Source organism: Pigmentiphaga litoralis, assembly GCF_048632615.1.
Taxonomy (GTDB): domain Bacteria; phylum Pseudomonadota; class Gammaproteobacteria; order Burkholderiales; family Burkholderiaceae_B; genus Pigmentiphaga; species Pigmentiphaga litoralis_B.
The window spans coordinates 4993270-5010051 of record NZ_CP184479.1; the positions used below are offsets into that span (position 1 = coordinate 4993270).

A 16782-nucleotide genomic window follows, 5' to 3' on the forward strand; every position below is an offset into this window, starting at 1 on the left:
GCCGCGATGGCCGGACCCGGCGGCCCCGCTTCCGGATGCCGGTGACGTCAGGCCGAGTTGGAAGGCGCGGCCACCGGACGGGAGACATCACCTCGGCAGGCCAGTGCGGCAACCGCCAGCGTGACGGCGGCCGCGCCATACAGCGCCAGTGCTGGCACGCGCGCCAGCAGCAGGCCGGCGATCAGGGGCCCGGTGCCCGCGCCGATATCCCGCCAGACCGCCTGCGAGGCCAGTGCCGGGACGCGGGCGGGGCCCGGGTAGCGCGCCAGCACCAGGGGCGCGACCAGCGGCAGTTGCAAGGCGCGCAGCACCACGATCACCGCCGCCGCGCTCCACAGCCATCCGGCGCCGAAGGCAATGAGGGCGCCCGACGTGGCCAACGACATTGCCACCAGCAGGCGCAGCGGGCCATGCCGGTCGGCCAGGCGCCCGCCGACCGGGCCCAGCAACATTTCCGACAGATACCGCAGCGCCAGCAGCAGCCCCGCGACGAGCACGGCCTGCCCGGGCAGCAGATCCTTGCCCAGAAACCCCAGTCCCAGGATGAACAGGCCATCCAGCGTCAGGCCTTCCACGAAACTCCACAGGTTCAGACGGTCGGGCCAGCGGATGCGCCGGCCGGTGGAAGGCGTGGTGGCGTGTGCGCCCGTCGGCAGGGCGCGCGTGGCCAGCAGCCCCAGCAGCGCCACACCGGCCAGGACGACGAAGATCACGCGCGGGCCGTAGTGCAGCGTCATCAGGGCGCCGGCAGGCAAAGCCATGACCGGCCCCAGCGCGATCCATGCACGGGACGCGCCGGTGCGACGGGCGGCGCCCTGGGCGTCGGCCGTCGCCAGGGCCTGCGTCGACAGGTTCAGCGCCGCGTAGCACAGGCCCCATCCGAGCCGAAGCACCAGCAAGGCCCAGAAACCGGACAGGACACTATTGCCCAACGCGCAACCCGCTGCCGCGACCACGGCGATCGAGCAGGTCACGCGGTCCCCGTGCCTTGCGTAGAAACGCGCCACCGCGCCATATCCGGCAATCCGCACCAGGCGGTTGGCGGCCAGTAGGCCACCTGCTTGCGCCAGCGAAATGCCGAAGTCGTCGGCATACATGGGAAGCAGCAGGTACAGCAGTACGTCGGCGGGCAGGGCCAGCGCCAGCGCCAGCGCGGCATAGCGTGAATGGCGGTCGGCGGGAAGGGGGACAGGCGAATCATCCGAAACATGGTGCACGCGCGACACTGGTGCTGACAAACGACATTGCCGCGCCCGACCCGTGAGAATATTGCACACATGCCTGCGCGCCTGCCCCCTCTCAACGCCATTCGTGCCTTCGTCGTCGCGGCCCGTCACCTCAGCTTCACGCGCGCGGCCGACGAACTGTGCGTGACCCACAGCGCGGTCAGCCGGCAGATCAAGACGCTGGAAGACTATCTGGGTGTCGCGCTGTTCGAACGCCTGACGCGGCAAGTGGCGCTGACCGCGGCCGGACAGCGTTTCTATGCCGAAGTGGGCGGCGCGCTGGACCGGATCGGCGCCGCGGCGCAGTCCTTTACCGCCCGCCCACCCGAACGCGCCGTGCGGATCAATGTGCGGCCGTCGTTTGCGGTGCGCTGGCTGATCCCGCGTCTGCCGTCCTTTGTCGAGCGATGTCCGGCTATCGAGCCGCAGGTCATCACCAGCACGCTGTCACCCGACAAGGCGGCCGACACCTTCGACGTCGCCATTCGCCGTGGCCTGAAAGGCTGGCCAGGCGACCTGACGCTGCAGCCCTTCCTGGAAGACGACGTGCACGTGGTGGCCGCGCCGGCCTTGCTGCGCACCCAGCCCATTGCCGACATCCATGCCATCCGCCGTCACGTGCTGCTGTCAGCCAAAACCCGGAAGGAAGACTGGCCCGACTGGCAGCGTTTCGTGGGTCTGGCCCGCATCAAACCGGCTGGCACGCTGCAGTTCGACCACTTGCATTTCGTGTTGCAGGCGGCGGTCGACGGACTGGGCATCGCCTTGTGTCCGGCGTCGCTGGTGGGCAATGACCTGGCTACCGGCAGACTGGTGTCACCGTTGCCCGCATTCAGGATGCCGTTGCAGCGCTACTACTACTGCGTGGCGCCGTCCGCCGGACCGGAAGCGCGGCAGTTCGTGGCGTGGCTCGAAAGCGAACTGGCGGCGCAAGGCGGGGCGGCATGACATCGCGTGACACTGCCTTGCCTTGCTCTGCCCCGGAGCGTCCGCACGCATGCCGCCGCGCTTCACCGCCGTTGGTCGGGTTCGTGCGTTTATATGATCTTCCGATTTGTCTGCGTTGCCTGGATCTTGTCGGATCTGTCTCAACGAGCGTTGCCTCACCGGGCTCTGCCCCCAATGCGTTTCTTGCCATAAGGCTCAAGCATGTCCTGGATAACCGCTCTGCTCGTCGCCCTGGTTCTTGGCGTCTGTCTGATCAAGGCTGCAAACGCCATCGCATGGGCCATCGCGGAAAGATCGCGAGGCGCGCCGGACGGCGATCACGCGGCGCGCTCTGATGCAGTGGCGGGGCACGCCGCCGGCGTGCCGGGGGCCGACGGCCGGTCGAGCGGCGGCCCCGCCGGCGCCCATTCCGCGGCAGTGACCGATCCGGCTGCGGCCTCGCCCCTGTCCGGTTCCGCTGCCGACGAGATGTCGCGTGCCGAGCACGAGCGCTGGTTGACCGCGATGACCGCCGACAGCGTGCTGGGCGCCACCACGCGTCGTACCCTGGACCAGCTGGGTGAACTGATCCTGCAGGCACGCAGCCTGTCGGCCATGACACAAAGTGCGGTGGCCGAGGGCGCCGCGCTCGACGTCGATGCCGAGCCGTTTCACCTGTTGTTCGAACGATCCAAGGACCTGGGCCAACGCATGGGTGCGCTCAGAATGTCGGTGTCAGCCGCGCCGTACTTTGCGGACAAGGGCCAGTCCGACGACTGCGTTACCACGTTGTTTGCATTCAACCGCGCATTGACGGCGTCGTTCACGGACTATGCGGGGTCGGGCGGGTCATCGCGTCTGCCCGATGAACTGCGTCCCATCCTGTTCCCGCAAGACCTGCTTGCCGTGGCGGACGAAGCGCAGCGGGTATTCGATCGGTGGACGCGCGTGGGCGGCATGCATCAGGCGGTGTGCGAGCCGAGCGAGTATGTCGCGGCGGGTGACTGGCTCGACCGCCAACGCGTCGTGAGCGAAGCCGCCGAGACCGGCTGGCTGGCCGCCATGTTGCAGTCGCTGGACGATCCGTCGCGCAAGCGCGCGCATCTCGATCAACTGATCGAAATCATCCTCCAGCCCTACCATTTCGTGACCGCGGGCTGCCCTGACCGGCTTACCCACGCCGTCAACACCGTGGGCATCGACATGGCCGCCAGGGTCGCCATGGCACGGATGCGCGATCCGGCGATGCTCGCATGGCGCTTTGCGGATCGGCTGGAAGAGGCATGGAACGAAAGCCAGCAGTGCATTCGCGCGTCGCAGGACGATGAAGCGTGGAGCCCCTGGGGGCATTTCGTAGAGCGTATGGAGCGCCGCACGTCGGGGGATTCCCGGCAGCGCCGGCATTTGCTGCCGGCGGGGCCGCAGCGGATAGAACGGCGGTCTAGCCGCCCGTGGCCAGGCTGCGGCATGGCTTCCCGCCGCATGCCGCCGCGTGACCCCGCATGCCGCCGTATGCATGTCACGTGGCGCCGTATGCTGCCGCTCGACGCCGCGCGCCCGCCGCCTGTGGCCTGATGCCGCCGCGTGCTGCCGCGCACCGCACGAACGCCGGATGCTACATCCCTGGCAGATCGCCTTCCCGTACCAGGTATTTCGGCCCAAGTCCGGCCACGTCAGGACAGCCCAACAGCGCCAGGTCCACGTCGATCTCCTTGCGCAGCAGTTCCAGCGCCCGCACGGCGCCGGCTTCCCCGCCTGCCGCCAGGCCGTACATGGCCGGCCGGCCGACGAACACACAGGCCGCCCCCAGCGCCATGGCCTTGAGCACATCGGTGCCACGGCGTATCCCGCCATCCAGCATCACCGTCAGCCCGGGCGCCGCCGCCACCATCGCCGGCAAGGCATCGAGGCTGGCCACCGCGCCATCCAGCTGACGCCCGCCGTGATTCGACACGATCACGCCATCGCACCCCAAGGCATGCGCTTGCCGCGCATCGTCCCTGCGCAGCAGCCCCTTGATCACCAGCTTCCCGGCCCACTGTTCGCGGATCCACGCGATGGTCTCCCATCGCATGGATGCGCGTCCGGCCCGATGGTCCTTCGTTGGCGCATCGATAATGCGGGCCCCGCGCGTCGCGGTGAAGTTCTCGAAACGCGGCACGCCGCCCCGCAGCAAGGTCTGCGCAAACGTCTGCAACAACCACCGCGGCCGCATGGCGCCGCCCGCCATCAGTCGCGGCGTCAGCTTCAGCGGCAGGCGAAAATCGTTGCGCAATTCATTCTCGCGCGTCGATGCGATCGGGACGTCCACGGTCACCACCAGCACATCCACCTGCGCTGCCCGCAACCGGTCCAGCAAGGGACTGATCACCTCTTTCTGCGCCGGAATATAGGCCTGATACCACGTTCCCGGCGCCGCCTGCATCACGCGTTCCAGCGCCACCGTCGATGCGCCGCTCAACACGAAAGGCGCCTTCATGCGCGCCGCCGCCCGCGCCAGCGCCAGATCGCCTTCGAACGCGCACAGGCCCGTCACGCCCATCGGCGCGATGCCCAGCGGCATGTCGTAGCGTTTTCCAAAAATGTCCACCGCCTGCGACCGCTGCGACACGTCCACCAGCGCGTGCGTGACGAACCGCCAGCGATCGTAGGCCAGCCGGTTGGACAGCAGCGACGACTGATCTTCACTGCCGCCGCTCACATAGCCATACAGGCTGGGCGGCAAGCGGTCGCGGGCGATGTCAGCCAGGTCGGCAATGCTGAGGGCACGGGTGTAATGCATGGGGGCCGGGTTCCTTAGGAGGCGCCGAGAGCAATCATCTCAACGTGACCGTTCTGGGGTATCGGGTGTCTCAAATGGATTCAGCAGTTCAACGCCAAAGTCCTGGAAGTCCTTGACGTTTCGCGTGACGACGACCAATCGATACCTGATCGCCGTTGCTGCGATCATGGCGTCCTCAAATAGCGTGTTCGACTTCCTATGCATCAAGCGTCCCCAGACACGGAACGTTCCGGCGTCCATGGCGAGCACGTTATAGGCAGCAGCCACGTTATCAGCCCACCGCTCGATGGCTGCTGCCTTATCGGGATCCTGCTCGCGTGTCATCTCGATGCCCGCCTGGATTTCTCCCAAACTGACAGCGGAGATCCGCAAGTCTTCGTCCTGGACGGCTGCGAGCCAGGCCAGCACACCACCGTGGGGGCGCGGGCGGCGCAACTCCGAAATGACGTTCGTGTCGAGGAGATACATTGCTTGGAACCGGTCCTTGCATCAATCCAGGGCGTTGACTTGTCGGCGGCGGGCGTTGCCTCGTGCAGGCAGCCGCGGCGCAAGATCTTCGGCACGCGCGTCGTCTGATAGCAAGAGATCCTTGAGCGACAGACGCGACATGGCCTGCATGTGTCGCCACTGGGCGGCCGGAACCAGCACCGCTGCCTCGGCGCCCCGTCGCGTCACGAGTTGCGGACCTTCCGACAGGCAAGCATCGATAAATTCACTGAAACGCGCCTTAGCGTCTTGAACGGCCCACACCTTCATATCGCGCCCCTAACTAGTCATATGACTAGTTATCTTAACGCGTTCCGGTCTTCACCGCTACGCATGATTTCGTGCGCCGTGCTGCGCCCGCCACGAACGGATTTTTTCAGTACAGGCGGTAAAAGCGCTGATCAGAGCCATCTACCCGCGCGAGGAACAGGTCGCCCACGGCGCGCACAATCCGCCCGTCGCCGTCATCGAAAGGGTGCAATGTCACAAACAATAGGTGGGCCAGAGCAGCCCATAAGCGTGTCGGTTCGCCGGTCGTGGCCAGGATACGGGGAGCTCCGCTGGAAGGCGGTACGCGGGCGGGGCTTCTAAGCGCACCACGCTTCGGCTGACGGGGCCTGAGACGACTTGCAAGGGCCGCGGGGCGTCGTCGCGCCAGCGGCCGACGGCTATGGGAGACAGACCCGAATAATCCGTGGGAAACAGCGCGGCGTCCCAGCCGAAGAGCCGGTCAGCGGTCAGCGGAACGGCACTGGATGACGTGGCATCGAGCACGCTGCCGGCCAGTTGGGAGCTTGCCAGCTAAAAAGATAATCACCGCGTTCCATGCGGTGATTAGCTCGCCTATTCACCGCATGCGGAATACGCGCCGAGCCGTCCCGCCGATAACCCATCACTCGATATTCTGCGCCTGCTCCCGCATCTGTTCGATCAGCAGCTTCAGATCCATTGCCGCTCGCGTGACTTCCAGGCCGCCTGCTTTCGACCCCAGGGTGTTCGCCTCGCGATTCATTTCCTGGAAGAGGAAGTCCAGCCGTTTACCGGCGCTGCCCTTGTCCGTTTTTCCACCGGCCTTGCCGCCGACCAGCTGGCGCAATTCCGCCAGATGCGAATGCAGCCTGGACAGTTCCTCGGCCACGTCGATACGAAGTCCGAACAACGTGGCTTCGTGCGCCAGACGTTCCGACAGCTCCGCCCCAGTGATCGCCTGGAAGCCGGACGGAAACGCCGTCTCGACGCTGTCGCGCAGCTTGCGGGCGAGTTTGTCGCGGTAGTCGGCCACAAGTTGCGGCATGCGCAGGTCGACCTGTTTGACGATGGCTTCGACTTGCGCCGCGCGGTCCAGGATCATGCCGGCCAGGCGTTCGCCTTCGCGTTCCCGGGCGGCATGCAGCTGGGCGAGGGCGTCGCGCGCGGCGGTCATTGCGGCGTCGCGCCAGGTGTCTTCGGATTCTTCGGTTCCTTGCACGCCGGGCCAGGCCAGCAATTCGGACAGGCGGGGCGGGGCGGCGTCGGGCACGACGGCCTGGACCTTGCGGAAGAGGGCGGCGGCCTGTTCGAGCGCGGCCATATTCAGCGCGTCGGGATCGTTGCGGACGCGGCGCTGGATGCCCGCGCGCACTTCGATCTTGCCGCGGGCGATGGACCGGGTCAGCAGGTCGCGCAGCGGCGCTTCGATGTGCCTGAGCTCGTCCGGCATGCGAAAGTGCAGGTCCAGAAAACGGCTGTTGACGCCGCGAAGTTCCAGCGACAGGGAACCCTGTTCGGTGTCGGCGCGCGCGGCGCCGAATGCGGTCATGCTGCGTATCATCAAAGTCTGCCTTGGGAGAGAGTCATGGCCGACCAGCGGTGCCGGCCATGCGGCAGCTGGGTGGTCGGGGCCAACCGCCATGATACGGCGGACACTCCGTAAGCGCGACGGAGGACGCGGCACACCCAGCGCGGCTTGGCCAAGCACGGCACGGCCCGCCATCTCACCCCGCCTTCCTGCGCCCCGTACAATGGCGGATTGCCGACGCTTCGCGTCCGCCGCCTTTGCCTATCTGGAGTTTTCTTCGATGACCGACCTGCCCATCCTGACCTGGAGCCGTCCTTCCGACCGCGCCGCCAACGCGCTGCGCGCCGTGGAAATCCGCCGTGGCTTTACCCGTTATGCGGAAGGTTCGGTGCTCGTCACGTTCGGGAATACGCAGGTCATCTGCACGGCCAGCATCGAAGAAAAAGTGCCGCCATTCCTGAAAGGCAAGGGCGAAGGCTGGGTCACCGCCGAGTACGGCATGCTGCCGCGCGCCACGCACACCCGGGGTTCGCGGGAAGCGGCCAAGGGCAAACAGACGGGCCGCACGCAGGAAATCCAGCGCCTGATCGGCCGCAGCGTGCGCGCCGTGTTCGACATGAAGAAACTGGGAGAACGCACCCTGCATCTGGATTGCGACGTGATCCAGGCCGACGGCGGCACGCGCTGCGCCAGCATCACGGGGTCCTTCGTGGCCGCGCAGGATGCCGTCAATGTGCTGATCGCGCAGGGCCTGCTGACCGAATCGCCGATCATCGATCACGTGGCCGCCGTGTCGGTGGGCATGTACAAGGGCGAGCCGGTGCTGGACCTGGATTACGACGAGGACTCGCAGTGCGAGACCGACATGAACGTGGTCATGACGGGCAGTGGCGATTTCGTGGAAGTGCAGGGCACGGCCGAAGGGGCGCCGTTCACGCGCAGCGACATGAACGCGCTGCTGGATCTGGCGCAGGCCGGCATTGCCGAGATCGTTGCGCTGCAGCGGCAGGCGCTGGCATCGGCCAAGCCGGCGGCCTGAACTGGGACGCAGGAAGCAGCACGCAGCAGGACGAAGTAACCAGCACCCCGCACCCAACACCCCGCACCCAACCAACACGACGCACCACGCACCACGCTTCAGGAACTCCCAATGACAAAACTGGTTCTGGCCTCCAACAACGCCGGCAAGCTCCGCGAATTTTCCCGGCTGCTGTCGCAAAAGGGCTTCGACGTCGTCAATCAGGGCAGCCTGGGCGTGCCCGAAGCCGACGAGCCGCACGTGACTTTCATCGAAAACGCGCTGGCCAAGGCGCGGCACGCCAGCCGCATCACCGGGCTGCCGGCGCTGGCCGATGATTCGGGGGTGTGCGTCGTCGCGCTGGGGGGCGCGCCCGGCGTGTATTCGGCGCGCTTTGCCGCCATGGCCAGCGGGGGCGACAAGTCCGATGCCGCGAACAACGCACTGTTGATCGAGCGGCTGAAAGACGCCAGCGACCGCCGCGCCTACTACTACGCCGCGCTGGTTCTGGTGCGCAGCGCCGACGATCCCCAGCCCCTGATCGGCGAAGGCCTGTGGTGGGGCGAGATCGTTGCGGAACCGCGCGGCGAAGGCGGCTTTGGGTACGACGCGCACTTTCTGTTGCCCGAGCTGGGCAAGACCGCGGCGGAACTCACGTCCGAAGAAAAGAACCGTGTCAGCCATCGCGCGCAGGCATTGGCAGTGCTGATGGACAAGCTGGACGCCTTCTGATGATGCAAGCCGGGACCACCTGCTCACCGCTCCAATCCCGACCCCGACCCCAGCTTCGACCGAGACGCCTTCCTGAAAACCTCCCGGTGTCACGCCTATCCCTGTCGTAACCCATGCCTATCTCCATCCCGATCCGCGTCGCCAACCAGGCGGCGCCCAAACCAAGCTGGCGATGCCCTTCGCCGTGCCCGGGCAGACCATCCTGACCAGCCTGCCGCCGCTGGCGCTGTATGTGCACGTGCCCTGGTGTGTGCGCAAATGCCCGTATTGCGATTTCAATTCGCATGCGGCGCCGGACACGCTGCCCGAAGCCCGCTACCTGGACGCGCTTGCCGCCGACCTGGACCAAAGCCTGCCGCTGGTGTGGGGCCGGAAGGTGGTGTCGATCTTTATCGGCGGCGGCACGCCCAGCATGCTGTCGGCCGAAACGGTCGATGCCATGCTGGCCATGATCCGATCGCGCCTGCCGCTGCTGCCCGATGCCGAGATCACGATGGAAGCGAATCCGGGCACGGTGGAAGCAGGGCGCTTCCAGGCCTATGCGGCCAGTGGCGTCAACCGGATCTCTTTGGGTATCCAGAGCTTTGACGACGCCAGCCTGAAGGCGCTTGGGCGCATCCATGACGGCAACGAGGCGCGCGCGGCCATCGAGATCGCGCAGCGCTTCATTCCGCGCGTCAACCTGGACTTGATGTTCGCGTTGCCCGGCCAGACGGTGGACGCCTGTCGCCAGGATCTGGAGACCGCCCTGTCGTTCGGGACGACGCATCTGTCGGTCTATCACCTGACGATGGAACCGAACACCGTGTTTGCCAAATATCCTCCCATCCTGCCTGACGACGATGTGGCGTTCGACATGCAGGACGTGATCGAAGACCGCATGACCGCGGCGGGCTTCGAGCATTACGAAGTGTCGGCGTATGCCAAGCCCGGCGCGCGATGTCTCCACAACCAGAACTACTGGGAATTTGGCGATTACCTGGGCATCGGACCTGGAGCGCACGGCAAGCTGTCATTCCACGATCGCATCGTTCGTGAAGCCCGAGTGCGCAGCCCGGACACCTGGATGGCGCAGCTGCTTGCGCCGACTGAGGGCGCGACGCACCTTGCCGAGTCACGCATCGTTGCGCCCGCCGACCTGCCGTTCGAATTCATGCTGAACGCGCTGCGTCTGTCCAACGGCGTGCCGACCGCAAGCTTTGCCGAGCGAACCGGGCTGGGCCTGCAGGTCATCGCCCGTCCCCTGGAGGAAGCCGTGCGCAGGGGGCTGCTGGATCCTGACCCGGCACGCATCAAGGCCACGCCGCTGGGCGCGCGCTTTCTGAACGACCTTCAGGAACTGTTTCTGGGCGACTCGGATAGCTGACAAAAACCTTGCACGAAAACGGGCAGATCGTCACGCGCACTGACTCGGTGCATTTTTGGGTTGGTCACAAAAACGCACCGACTGTGTGCCAAGAATTCTCTGGAATGTCCTATATTGGTGCGCTGCGCTGGCGTGTCCGCCGCGCCGCAATGTGCGAGAATTCGGCGCGGCCCTGCATCTTGCCGGGGCGCGATTTACCAGCGGTTACTGGCATGTAATGTGCTTACGTAAGACCGCAACTGTCCAGTATCGAGTCGCCGGCTCGGTCTGCATGCACGACCAATTACGCTTGATCGACCGCGGAATGTTTCCCGGGCGGCAAGCCCTACGAGACTATCAGGAGCCCTAATGGCAACGCCCAAAGACGTCCTCAAACTGATCGCGGATAACGAGGTCAAGTTCGTTGATTACCGCTTCACCGACACCCGCGGCAAAGAGCAGCACGTTTCGGTGCCGGCCCACCAAGTGGACGAAGACAAGTTCGAGACTGGGCACGCCTTTGACGGTTCGTCGATCGCTGGTTGGAAGGGCATCGAAGCCTCCGACATGCTGCTGATCCCGGAACCGGGCACTGCCCGCCTGGACCCGTTCCGCGAAGAAACCACCCTGATCCTGACCTGCGACGTGATCGAACCGTCGGACATGAAGGGTTATGACCGCGACCCGCGCTCGATCGCCAAGCGCGCCGAAGCCTATCTGAAGTCCTCGGGTGTGGGCGACGCTGCCTTCTTCGGCCCGGAACCTGAATTCTTCGTATTCGACGGTGTGACCTGGAACGTGGACATGTCTGGCTGCTTCGTCAAGGTCAAGTCGGAAGAGGCCTCGTGGTCCACCGGCATCGACTACGAAGGCGGCAACATGGGCCATCGTCCGGCCGTCAAGGGTGGCTACTTCCCCGTGCCCCCGGTCGATTCCTTCCAGGACCTGCGTTCGGAAATGTGCCTGCTGCTCGAACAGCAAGGCGTGCCGGTCGAAGTGCACCACCACGAAGTGGCCGGTCCCGGCCAGCTCGAAATCGGCACCAAGTTCAGCACGCTGGTCCAGCGCGCCGACTGGAACCAGATCATGAAGTACACCATCTGGAACGTCGCCGCCGCCTACGGCAAGACCGCCACGTTCATGCCCAAGCCCATCGTTGGCGACAACGGTTCCGGCATGCACGTTCACCAGTCGATCTGGAAAGACGGCCAGAACCTGTTCGCGGGCAACGGCTATGCCGGCCTGTCCGAATTCGCCCTGTACTACATCGGCGGCATCATCAAGCACGCTCGTGCGCTGAATGCCATCACCAACCCGGGTACGAACTCGTACAAGCGTCTGGTTCCGCACTACGAAGCTCCGGTCAAGCTGGCTTACTCGGCTCGCAACCGCTCGGCGTCGATCCGTATTCCTTACGTTGCGAACCCGAAGGGCCGCCGTATCGAAACGCGCTTCCCGGATCCCCTGGCGAACCCGTACCTGGCTTTCTCGGCACTGATGATGGCCGGCCTGGACGGCGTGCAGAACAAGATCCATCCTGGCGATCCGGCCGACAAGAACCTGTACGACCTGCCGCCGGAAGAAGACAAGAAGATCCCGACCGTCTGCTCGTCGCTGGAACAAGCCCTCGAAGCCCTGGAAAACGACAACGAATTCCTGCTCCGTGGCGGCGTGTTCAGCAAGGAAATGATCGACGCGTACATCGCGCTGAAGATGGAAGACGTCACGCGCATGCGCACCACGACGCACCCCGTCGAGTTCGACATGTACTACGCCTACTAAGCAGGCGTTGAGTCACTAGGGAGAAACGGGGCGGGCAATCGCCCCGTTTTCAATTGTATGAACAGCCTCGATCCTTCCGCTCCCTCGGGCCATTCCGGTCCCGACTTTTCCGCGTTCGAAATGCTCGGCAGCGCCGTGCTGATCCTCGATGAGGATGGTCTGATACGGCATGCCAATGCGCCCGCCGAAGACCTGTTCGAGGTATCGGTGCGCCAGCTGTACGCGATGCCGCTGTGCGATTTCTTTCGCGACGGCGACGAGCTCTACAAGTCATTCCAGGAAGCGATCTCGCAGCGATTTGCCGACAAGCGGCAGATGCTGACGATCGATCGTATCGGCCGCGAACCGGTGCAGGTCACCGCCACCGTCGTCGCGCTGCAAGGCCACCCGTGGCCTGTGCTGGTCGAACTGCGCGAGGTCGAACAGCAGCTCAAGGTCGATCGCGAAGAGCGCCTGCTCGAACAGGCGCAAGCCAACCGCGAACTGCTACGCAACCTTGCCCACGAAATCAAGAATCCCCTTGGCGGGCTGCGCGGCGCCGCGCAACTGCTTGAAGCCGAGCTGGCCGACGCGTCATTGACCGAATACACCCAGGTCATCATCCAGGAGGCCGACCGGCTGCAGACGCTGGTGGACCGGCTGCTGGTGCCACATCGCGCGCCGCGTATCGTCAGCGACGTGAACATCCACGAGGTCTGCGAACGGGTGCGGTCGCTGGTGCTGGCCGAGTACCCGCGCGGCCTGCGCATCGTGCGGGACTACGACACGTCGGTGCCCGAATTTCGCGGCGACAAATCGCAGCTGATCCAGGTGGTGCTTAACGTGGTCCGCAACGCCGCCGAGGCGCTGCATGAACGCATTTCGGAAGGCGATGCCGAAATCGTTTTGCGCACGCGGGTGGCACGCCAGGTCATTCTGGCCAAGCAACGTTTCAAGCTGGCATTGGAATTGCATGTGGTGGATAACGGTCCGGGAATTCCTCCGGAATTGCAGGACCGGATCTTTCACCCGCTGGTCTCCGGACGCGAAGGAGGCAGCGGTCTTGGACTGACGTTGGCACAGACCTTCGTGCAGCAGCACGAAGGCCTGCTCGAATGCGACACCCGGCCTGGCATGACCGATTTCCGGATGTTGTTGCCGTTGCCCTGAATTGAGAGCCAGATGCACTATCCCTGGAAGCGTTCCCCGGAAGCAAGCGATGAAACCAATCTGGATCGTAGATGATGACCGTTCGATCCGCTGGGTGCTTGAAAAGGCCTTGGCGCGCGAAAACCTTCCGACCCGCAGCTTTGGCACGGCCCGTGAAGCCCTCGAGGCCCTGAACGACGACGTGCCCCAGGTGCTCGTTACCGATATCCGCATGCCCGGCGCCAGCGGTATCGAATTGCTCCAGGCCGTCAAGCGTCGTTTCCCGGCGCTGCCGGTGATCGTGATGACGGCGTACTCCGACCTGGAAAGCGCCGTGTCGGCGTTCCAGGGCGGCGCCTTTGAATACCTTCCCAAACCGTTCGATGTGGACACCGCCACCGAACTGATCCGGCGCGCGGTGGAAGAAAGCCTGCGCGAAGAAGCGTCGGCCGACGAATCGCTGGTGGGCACCCCCGAGATCCTCGGGCAGGCGCCGGCCATGCAGGAAGTCTTTCGCGCCATCGGCCGCCTGTCGCAATCGCAGGTCACGGTCATGATCACGGGCGAGTCGGGCAGCGGCAAGGAACTGGTGGCCCGGGCCCTGCATCGCCACAGCGCGCGCGCCGCCGGTCCGTTCGTGGCGATCAACACCGCGGCCATTCCGCGCGACCTGCTCGAATCCGAACTGTTCGGCCATGAGCGCGGCGCGTTCACCGGCGCGCAAAGCATGCGGCGCGGCCGCTTCGAACAGGCGGACGGCGGCACGCTCTTCCTCGATGAAATCGGCGACATGCCGGCCGAACTGCAGACGCGGCTGCTGCGCGTGTTGTCCGATGGCAGCTTCTATCGGGTGGGCGGCCACAGTCCCGTGCATGCCAATGTGCGTGTCATTGCCGCGACCCACCAGCATCTGGAAGAACGCGTCAAACAGGGCCTGTTCCGCGAAGACCTGTTCCATCGTCTGAATGTGATCCGCCTGCGCCTGCCGCCGCTGCGCGAGCGGTCCGAAGACATTCCGCTGCTGGCCAAGCACTTCCTGGCTCGCAGCGCCCGCGACCTGGGGGTCGATACCAAGCGCTTCACGCCGGCCGCCCTGGCTGCACTGGCCCGGTTTCCATTCCCCGGCAACGTCCGCCAACTGGAAAACGTTTGCCACTGGCTGACCGTGATGGCGCCGGCGCAGACCGTGGACGTGCAGGACCTGCCGCCGGAATTGATGGATCAGGTGAGCCGTGACGCCGTCTTGGCCGACGGCGGCGCCTTGCGTACCGACAAGTCCGCGTTCGATCACGGCGGCTCGTCCGCGTTCAGCCCGGTCATGGCCGATCGTGGCGCCGGCCCCGCGCCGGGTACGGCCAGCTACCTGCCTGGTACCGCGCCCGCCGATGCCGCTGCGGCTATGGGCCTGCCCACCGGCGACCGAGGGACGGCGCAATGGCTCAACGGCTTGCAGGCCGACGTCGAGCAACGCCTGTCGCGCGGCGACCCCGACATCATGCAGGCGCTCACGCGCCAATTCGAAAGCATGCTGATCACCACCGCGCTGCGCGCCACACGCGGGCGGCGGATCGAAGCGGCGCTCAAGCTGGGCATCGGCCGCAACACGATCACGCGCAAGATCCAGGACCTGGGGTTGGACGAAGGGGAATGACTGCCGCGCGGACCAGCCTGGGTTGAACCACGACAAGGGGCCTTCGGGCCCCTTGTTCGTTGTCAGGGCTCGGCGACCTTGTCGAGCAAGGCGATCAGCGTGCGCCGTTCAACGGCCGACAGATTCTTTGCGATCGCTTCTTCGTAGCGCGCCGCGTTGTCCCGCAGGGCCTTCAGCTCGGCAACGCCGTGTTCAGTCAGGAACAGCGATCGCGTGCGCCGATCGCCTTCGGTCAGCCGCCGGTCGATCAGCCCAAGGCGTTCCAGCGCGTCCACGACTTTCACCACGCTGGGTCCGGTGATGCCCAGCCGCGCGGCCAGCGCCGACTGGTTGATGCCCGGATCGGTATCGATGATGTTCAACGCCGTCATGCGCGCGGGCGTCATCTCGCCGCCCATGACCATCTCGAACAGCATGGCGTAGGTGCGTACTTGCGCGCGCTTGATGCAATAGCCCAGCGAATCCCACATCTGGCTCAGATCTTCGGGGACGAGGGAAGGGGCGGCCGGGTCGAGGCCAGGGGCCCCGGCCGCGTCGTCGCTGCTGCGGCGGGCACGCTGGGTGGACCGTTTACGGGCGGTTGCGCTGGCTTTCTGCATGGACTCGGCGGTGGAAGGAAGGAAACATGGACGGAGGGTGGCTACGGGATGCCCGAAACAGGCAAAACCCCTAGCGGCGACTTTACCATTGACTAATGATTAGCCAGGCTAATAAGATCCCTGGCAAATGATTCGTGAAAAGCCGTTCAGCGGTCTCACACCGCCGGTCACCAAGGAGACACCATGAAAGCACACACCAAGGCAGCGTTCGCGCTCGCTTTATCCCTTGCCTTCACCACCGCGCATGCCGACCTGACAGTGGGCGTCAGCCTGGCGTTGACGGGTCCGGGAGCGTCCCTGGGCCTGCCGGCGCGCAATGCGCTTGCGCTATGGCCCGAGACCATTGCCGGTGAAAAGGTGCGGTTCGTGGTGCTGGACGACGCGGCGGACCCCACCATCGCCATGAAGAACGCACGCCGCTTCATCGAAGAAAAGGTCGACGTCATTGTGGGTGCGTCCAACACGCCCGCGGCGATTGCGATTGCTCAGGTGGCCGACGAAGGGCAGACGGTACAGATCGCGCCATCGCCTGCCGAACTGCAGCCCGGCCGCGATAAATGGGTGTTCCGCGACGTCATGCATGCCGACTACTACACCGAAGGTGTCCTGCTGGCGATGAAGGCCGCGGGCGTGAAGACCCTGGGTTTCCTTGGGCTGTCGGACGCCTACGGCGAAAGCCATCTGGTGGCGCTCGACAGGCAGGCCGCCGGCCTGGGCATCAAGGTGGTGGCGGTTGAACGCTTCACCCGCGCCGACACCAGCGTGGCAGGGCAGGCCTTGAAGATCTCGGCGGCACGGCCCGACGCGGTGTTCGTGGTTGCCGTGGGCGGCGGCGCGGCCTTGCCGCAAAAGGCGCTGAAGGACCGCGGCTATCGCGGCAAGATCTATCACACGGCGGCGTCGCTGACGCCCGATTTCATCCGGCTGGCCGGCAAAGACGCCGACGGGGCGTTCGTCATGTCCGGGCCCGAGCAGGTGGCCGAACAACTGCCCGACAGCCATCCGGGCCGCAAGCTGGCTCTCGAATTCGTACAGGCGTACGAAGGCAAGTATGGCGCCAAGACGCGCACCCAGTTCAGCGCCCACATCTACGACATTGGCATCATGCTGCAGCAGGTCGTGCCGCTTGCGCTCAAGCACGGCAAGACGGGCACGGCCGAATTCCGTTCGGCCCTGCGCGATGCGCTCGAAAACTCCGGCGCTGCCGGTGGCATTGCCACCACCAAGGGCGTGTTGCGCTACACCCCGTCCGACCATTGGGGCTACGGCCCGGACGCGCGGGTCATGGTCACCTGGCGCGCCGGCGACTGGCACATCGCCCAGCCCTGA

Annotated in this window: 15 protein-coding genes and 1 pseudogene; 9 read left to right on the top strand and 7 right to left on the bottom strand. The window is 65.4% G+C overall.

What is annotated here, in order from left to right:
* Positions 1 to 47: 47 nt before the first annotated feature.
* Complete coding sequence (locus ACNANG_RS23075) at positions 48 to 1217, bottom strand: MFS transporter (RefSeq protein ID WP_420224964.1); 1170 nt, start codon at positions 1215 to 1217, stop codon at positions 48 to 50.
* Between the two features lie 60 nt (positions 1218 to 1277).
* On the opposite strand from ACNANG_RS23075, the gene gcvA reads away from it, so the two are divergent.
* Both gcvA and ACNANG_RS23085 read left to right on the top strand, forming a co-directional pair.
* Positions 1278 to 2174 (top strand): transcriptional regulator GcvA, encoded by an 897-nt coding sequence (gene gcvA, locus ACNANG_RS23080; RefSeq protein ID WP_420224965.1) that lies wholly within the window; start codon positions 1278 to 1280, stop codon positions 2172 to 2174.
* Between the two features lie 201 nt (positions 2175 to 2375).
* Complete coding sequence (locus ACNANG_RS23085; protein ID WP_420224966.1) at positions 2376 to 3728, top strand: hypothetical protein; 1353 nt, start codon at positions 2376 to 2378, stop codon at positions 3726 to 3728.
* Between the two features lie 40 nt (positions 3729 to 3768).
* On the opposite strand, the gene ACNANG_RS23090 is transcribed toward ACNANG_RS23085, so the two are convergent.
* The 5 genes and pseudogenes from ACNANG_RS23090 to ACNANG_RS23110 all read right to left on the bottom strand — a co-directional run bounded on the left by ACNANG_RS23090 (position 3769) and on the right by ACNANG_RS23110 (position 7231).
* Positions 3769 to 4935, bottom strand: a complete 1167-nt coding sequence (locus ACNANG_RS23090) for an alpha-hydroxy acid oxidase (protein WP_420224967.1) — start codon at positions 4933 to 4935, stop codon at positions 3769 to 3771.
* Positions 4936 to 4974: 39 nt separating this feature from the next.
* Complete coding sequence (locus ACNANG_RS23095; RefSeq protein ID WP_420224968.1) at positions 4975 to 5403, bottom strand: type II toxin-antitoxin system VapC family toxin; 429 nt, start codon at positions 5401 to 5403, stop codon at positions 4975 to 4977.
* 21 nt (positions 5404 to 5424) lie between these two features.
* Positions 5425 to 5691, bottom strand: coding sequence for a type II toxin-antitoxin system Phd/YefM family antitoxin (locus tag ACNANG_RS23100; protein WP_420224969.1), 267 nt, complete (start codon positions 5689 to 5691; stop codon positions 5425 to 5427).
* A 112-nt stretch (positions 5692 to 5803) separates the two neighbouring features.
* A pseudogene (locus ACNANG_RS23105) lies at positions 5804 to 6195 on the bottom strand (Fic family protein); the annotation flags it as partial.
* Positions 6196 to 6313: 118 nt separating this feature from the next.
* Complete coding sequence (locus ACNANG_RS23110) at positions 6314 to 7231, bottom strand: YicC/YloC family endoribonuclease (RefSeq protein ID WP_420224970.1); 918 nt, start codon at positions 7229 to 7231, stop codon at positions 6314 to 6316.
* A gap of 247 nt (positions 7232 to 7478) precedes the next feature.
* Between ACNANG_RS23110 and rph the strand changes: the two genes are divergently transcribed.
* From rph to ntrC, 6 genes are all read left to right on the top strand, one after another.
* Positions 7479 to 8237 carry a ribonuclease PH gene (rph, locus tag ACNANG_RS23115; RefSeq protein WP_420224971.1) on the top strand — a complete coding sequence of 253 codons (759 nt, stop codon included), beginning with the start codon at positions 7479 to 7481 and terminating at the stop codon, positions 8235 to 8237.
* Positions 8238 to 8348: 111 nt separating this feature from the next.
* A complete protein-coding gene (gene rdgB / locus ACNANG_RS23120; RefSeq protein ID WP_420224972.1) occupies positions 8349 to 8948 on the top strand; it encodes an RdgB/HAM1 family non-canonical purine NTP pyrophosphatase in 600 nt (199 codons plus the stop codon).
* Positions 8949 to 9120: 172 nt separating this feature from the next.
* The gene (gene hemW / locus ACNANG_RS23125) at positions 9121 to 10314 is read left to right on the top strand and encodes a radical SAM family heme chaperone HemW (RefSeq protein WP_420224973.1); all 1194 of its coding nucleotides are present in this window, start codon (positions 9121 to 9123) and stop codon (positions 10312 to 10314) included.
* A 348-nt stretch (positions 10315 to 10662) separates the two neighbouring features.
* Complete coding sequence (gene glnA / locus ACNANG_RS23130; protein ID WP_420224974.1) at positions 10663 to 12075, top strand: type I glutamate--ammonia ligase; 1413 nt, start codon at positions 10663 to 10665, stop codon at positions 12073 to 12075.
* 57 nt (positions 12076 to 12132) lie between these two features.
* Entirely contained in the window at positions 12133 to 13224 is a 1092-nt protein-coding gene (glnL, locus tag ACNANG_RS23135; RefSeq protein WP_420224975.1) for a nitrogen regulation protein NR(II), read from the top strand.
* A 49-nt stretch (positions 13225 to 13273) separates the two neighbouring features.
* Complete coding sequence (gene ntrC / locus ACNANG_RS23140; protein ID WP_420224976.1) at positions 13274 to 14854, top strand: nitrogen regulation protein NR(I); 1581 nt, start codon at positions 13274 to 13276, stop codon at positions 14852 to 14854.
* A gap of 62 nt (positions 14855 to 14916) precedes the next feature.
* Here ntrC and ACNANG_RS23145 read toward each other — a convergent pair whose 3' ends face one another.
* Positions 14917 to 15453 carry a MarR family winged helix-turn-helix transcriptional regulator gene (locus tag ACNANG_RS23145; protein WP_420224977.1) on the bottom strand — a complete coding sequence of 179 codons (537 nt, stop codon included), beginning with the start codon at positions 15451 to 15453 and terminating at the stop codon, positions 14917 to 14919.
* A gap of 183 nt (positions 15454 to 15636) precedes the next feature.
* On the opposite strand from ACNANG_RS23145, the gene ACNANG_RS23150 reads away from it, so the two are divergent.
* On the top strand, positions 15637 to 16782 hold the full coding sequence (locus tag ACNANG_RS23150) for an ABC transporter substrate-binding protein (protein ID WP_420224978.1): 1146 nt from the start codon (positions 15637 to 15639) through the stop codon (positions 16780 to 16782).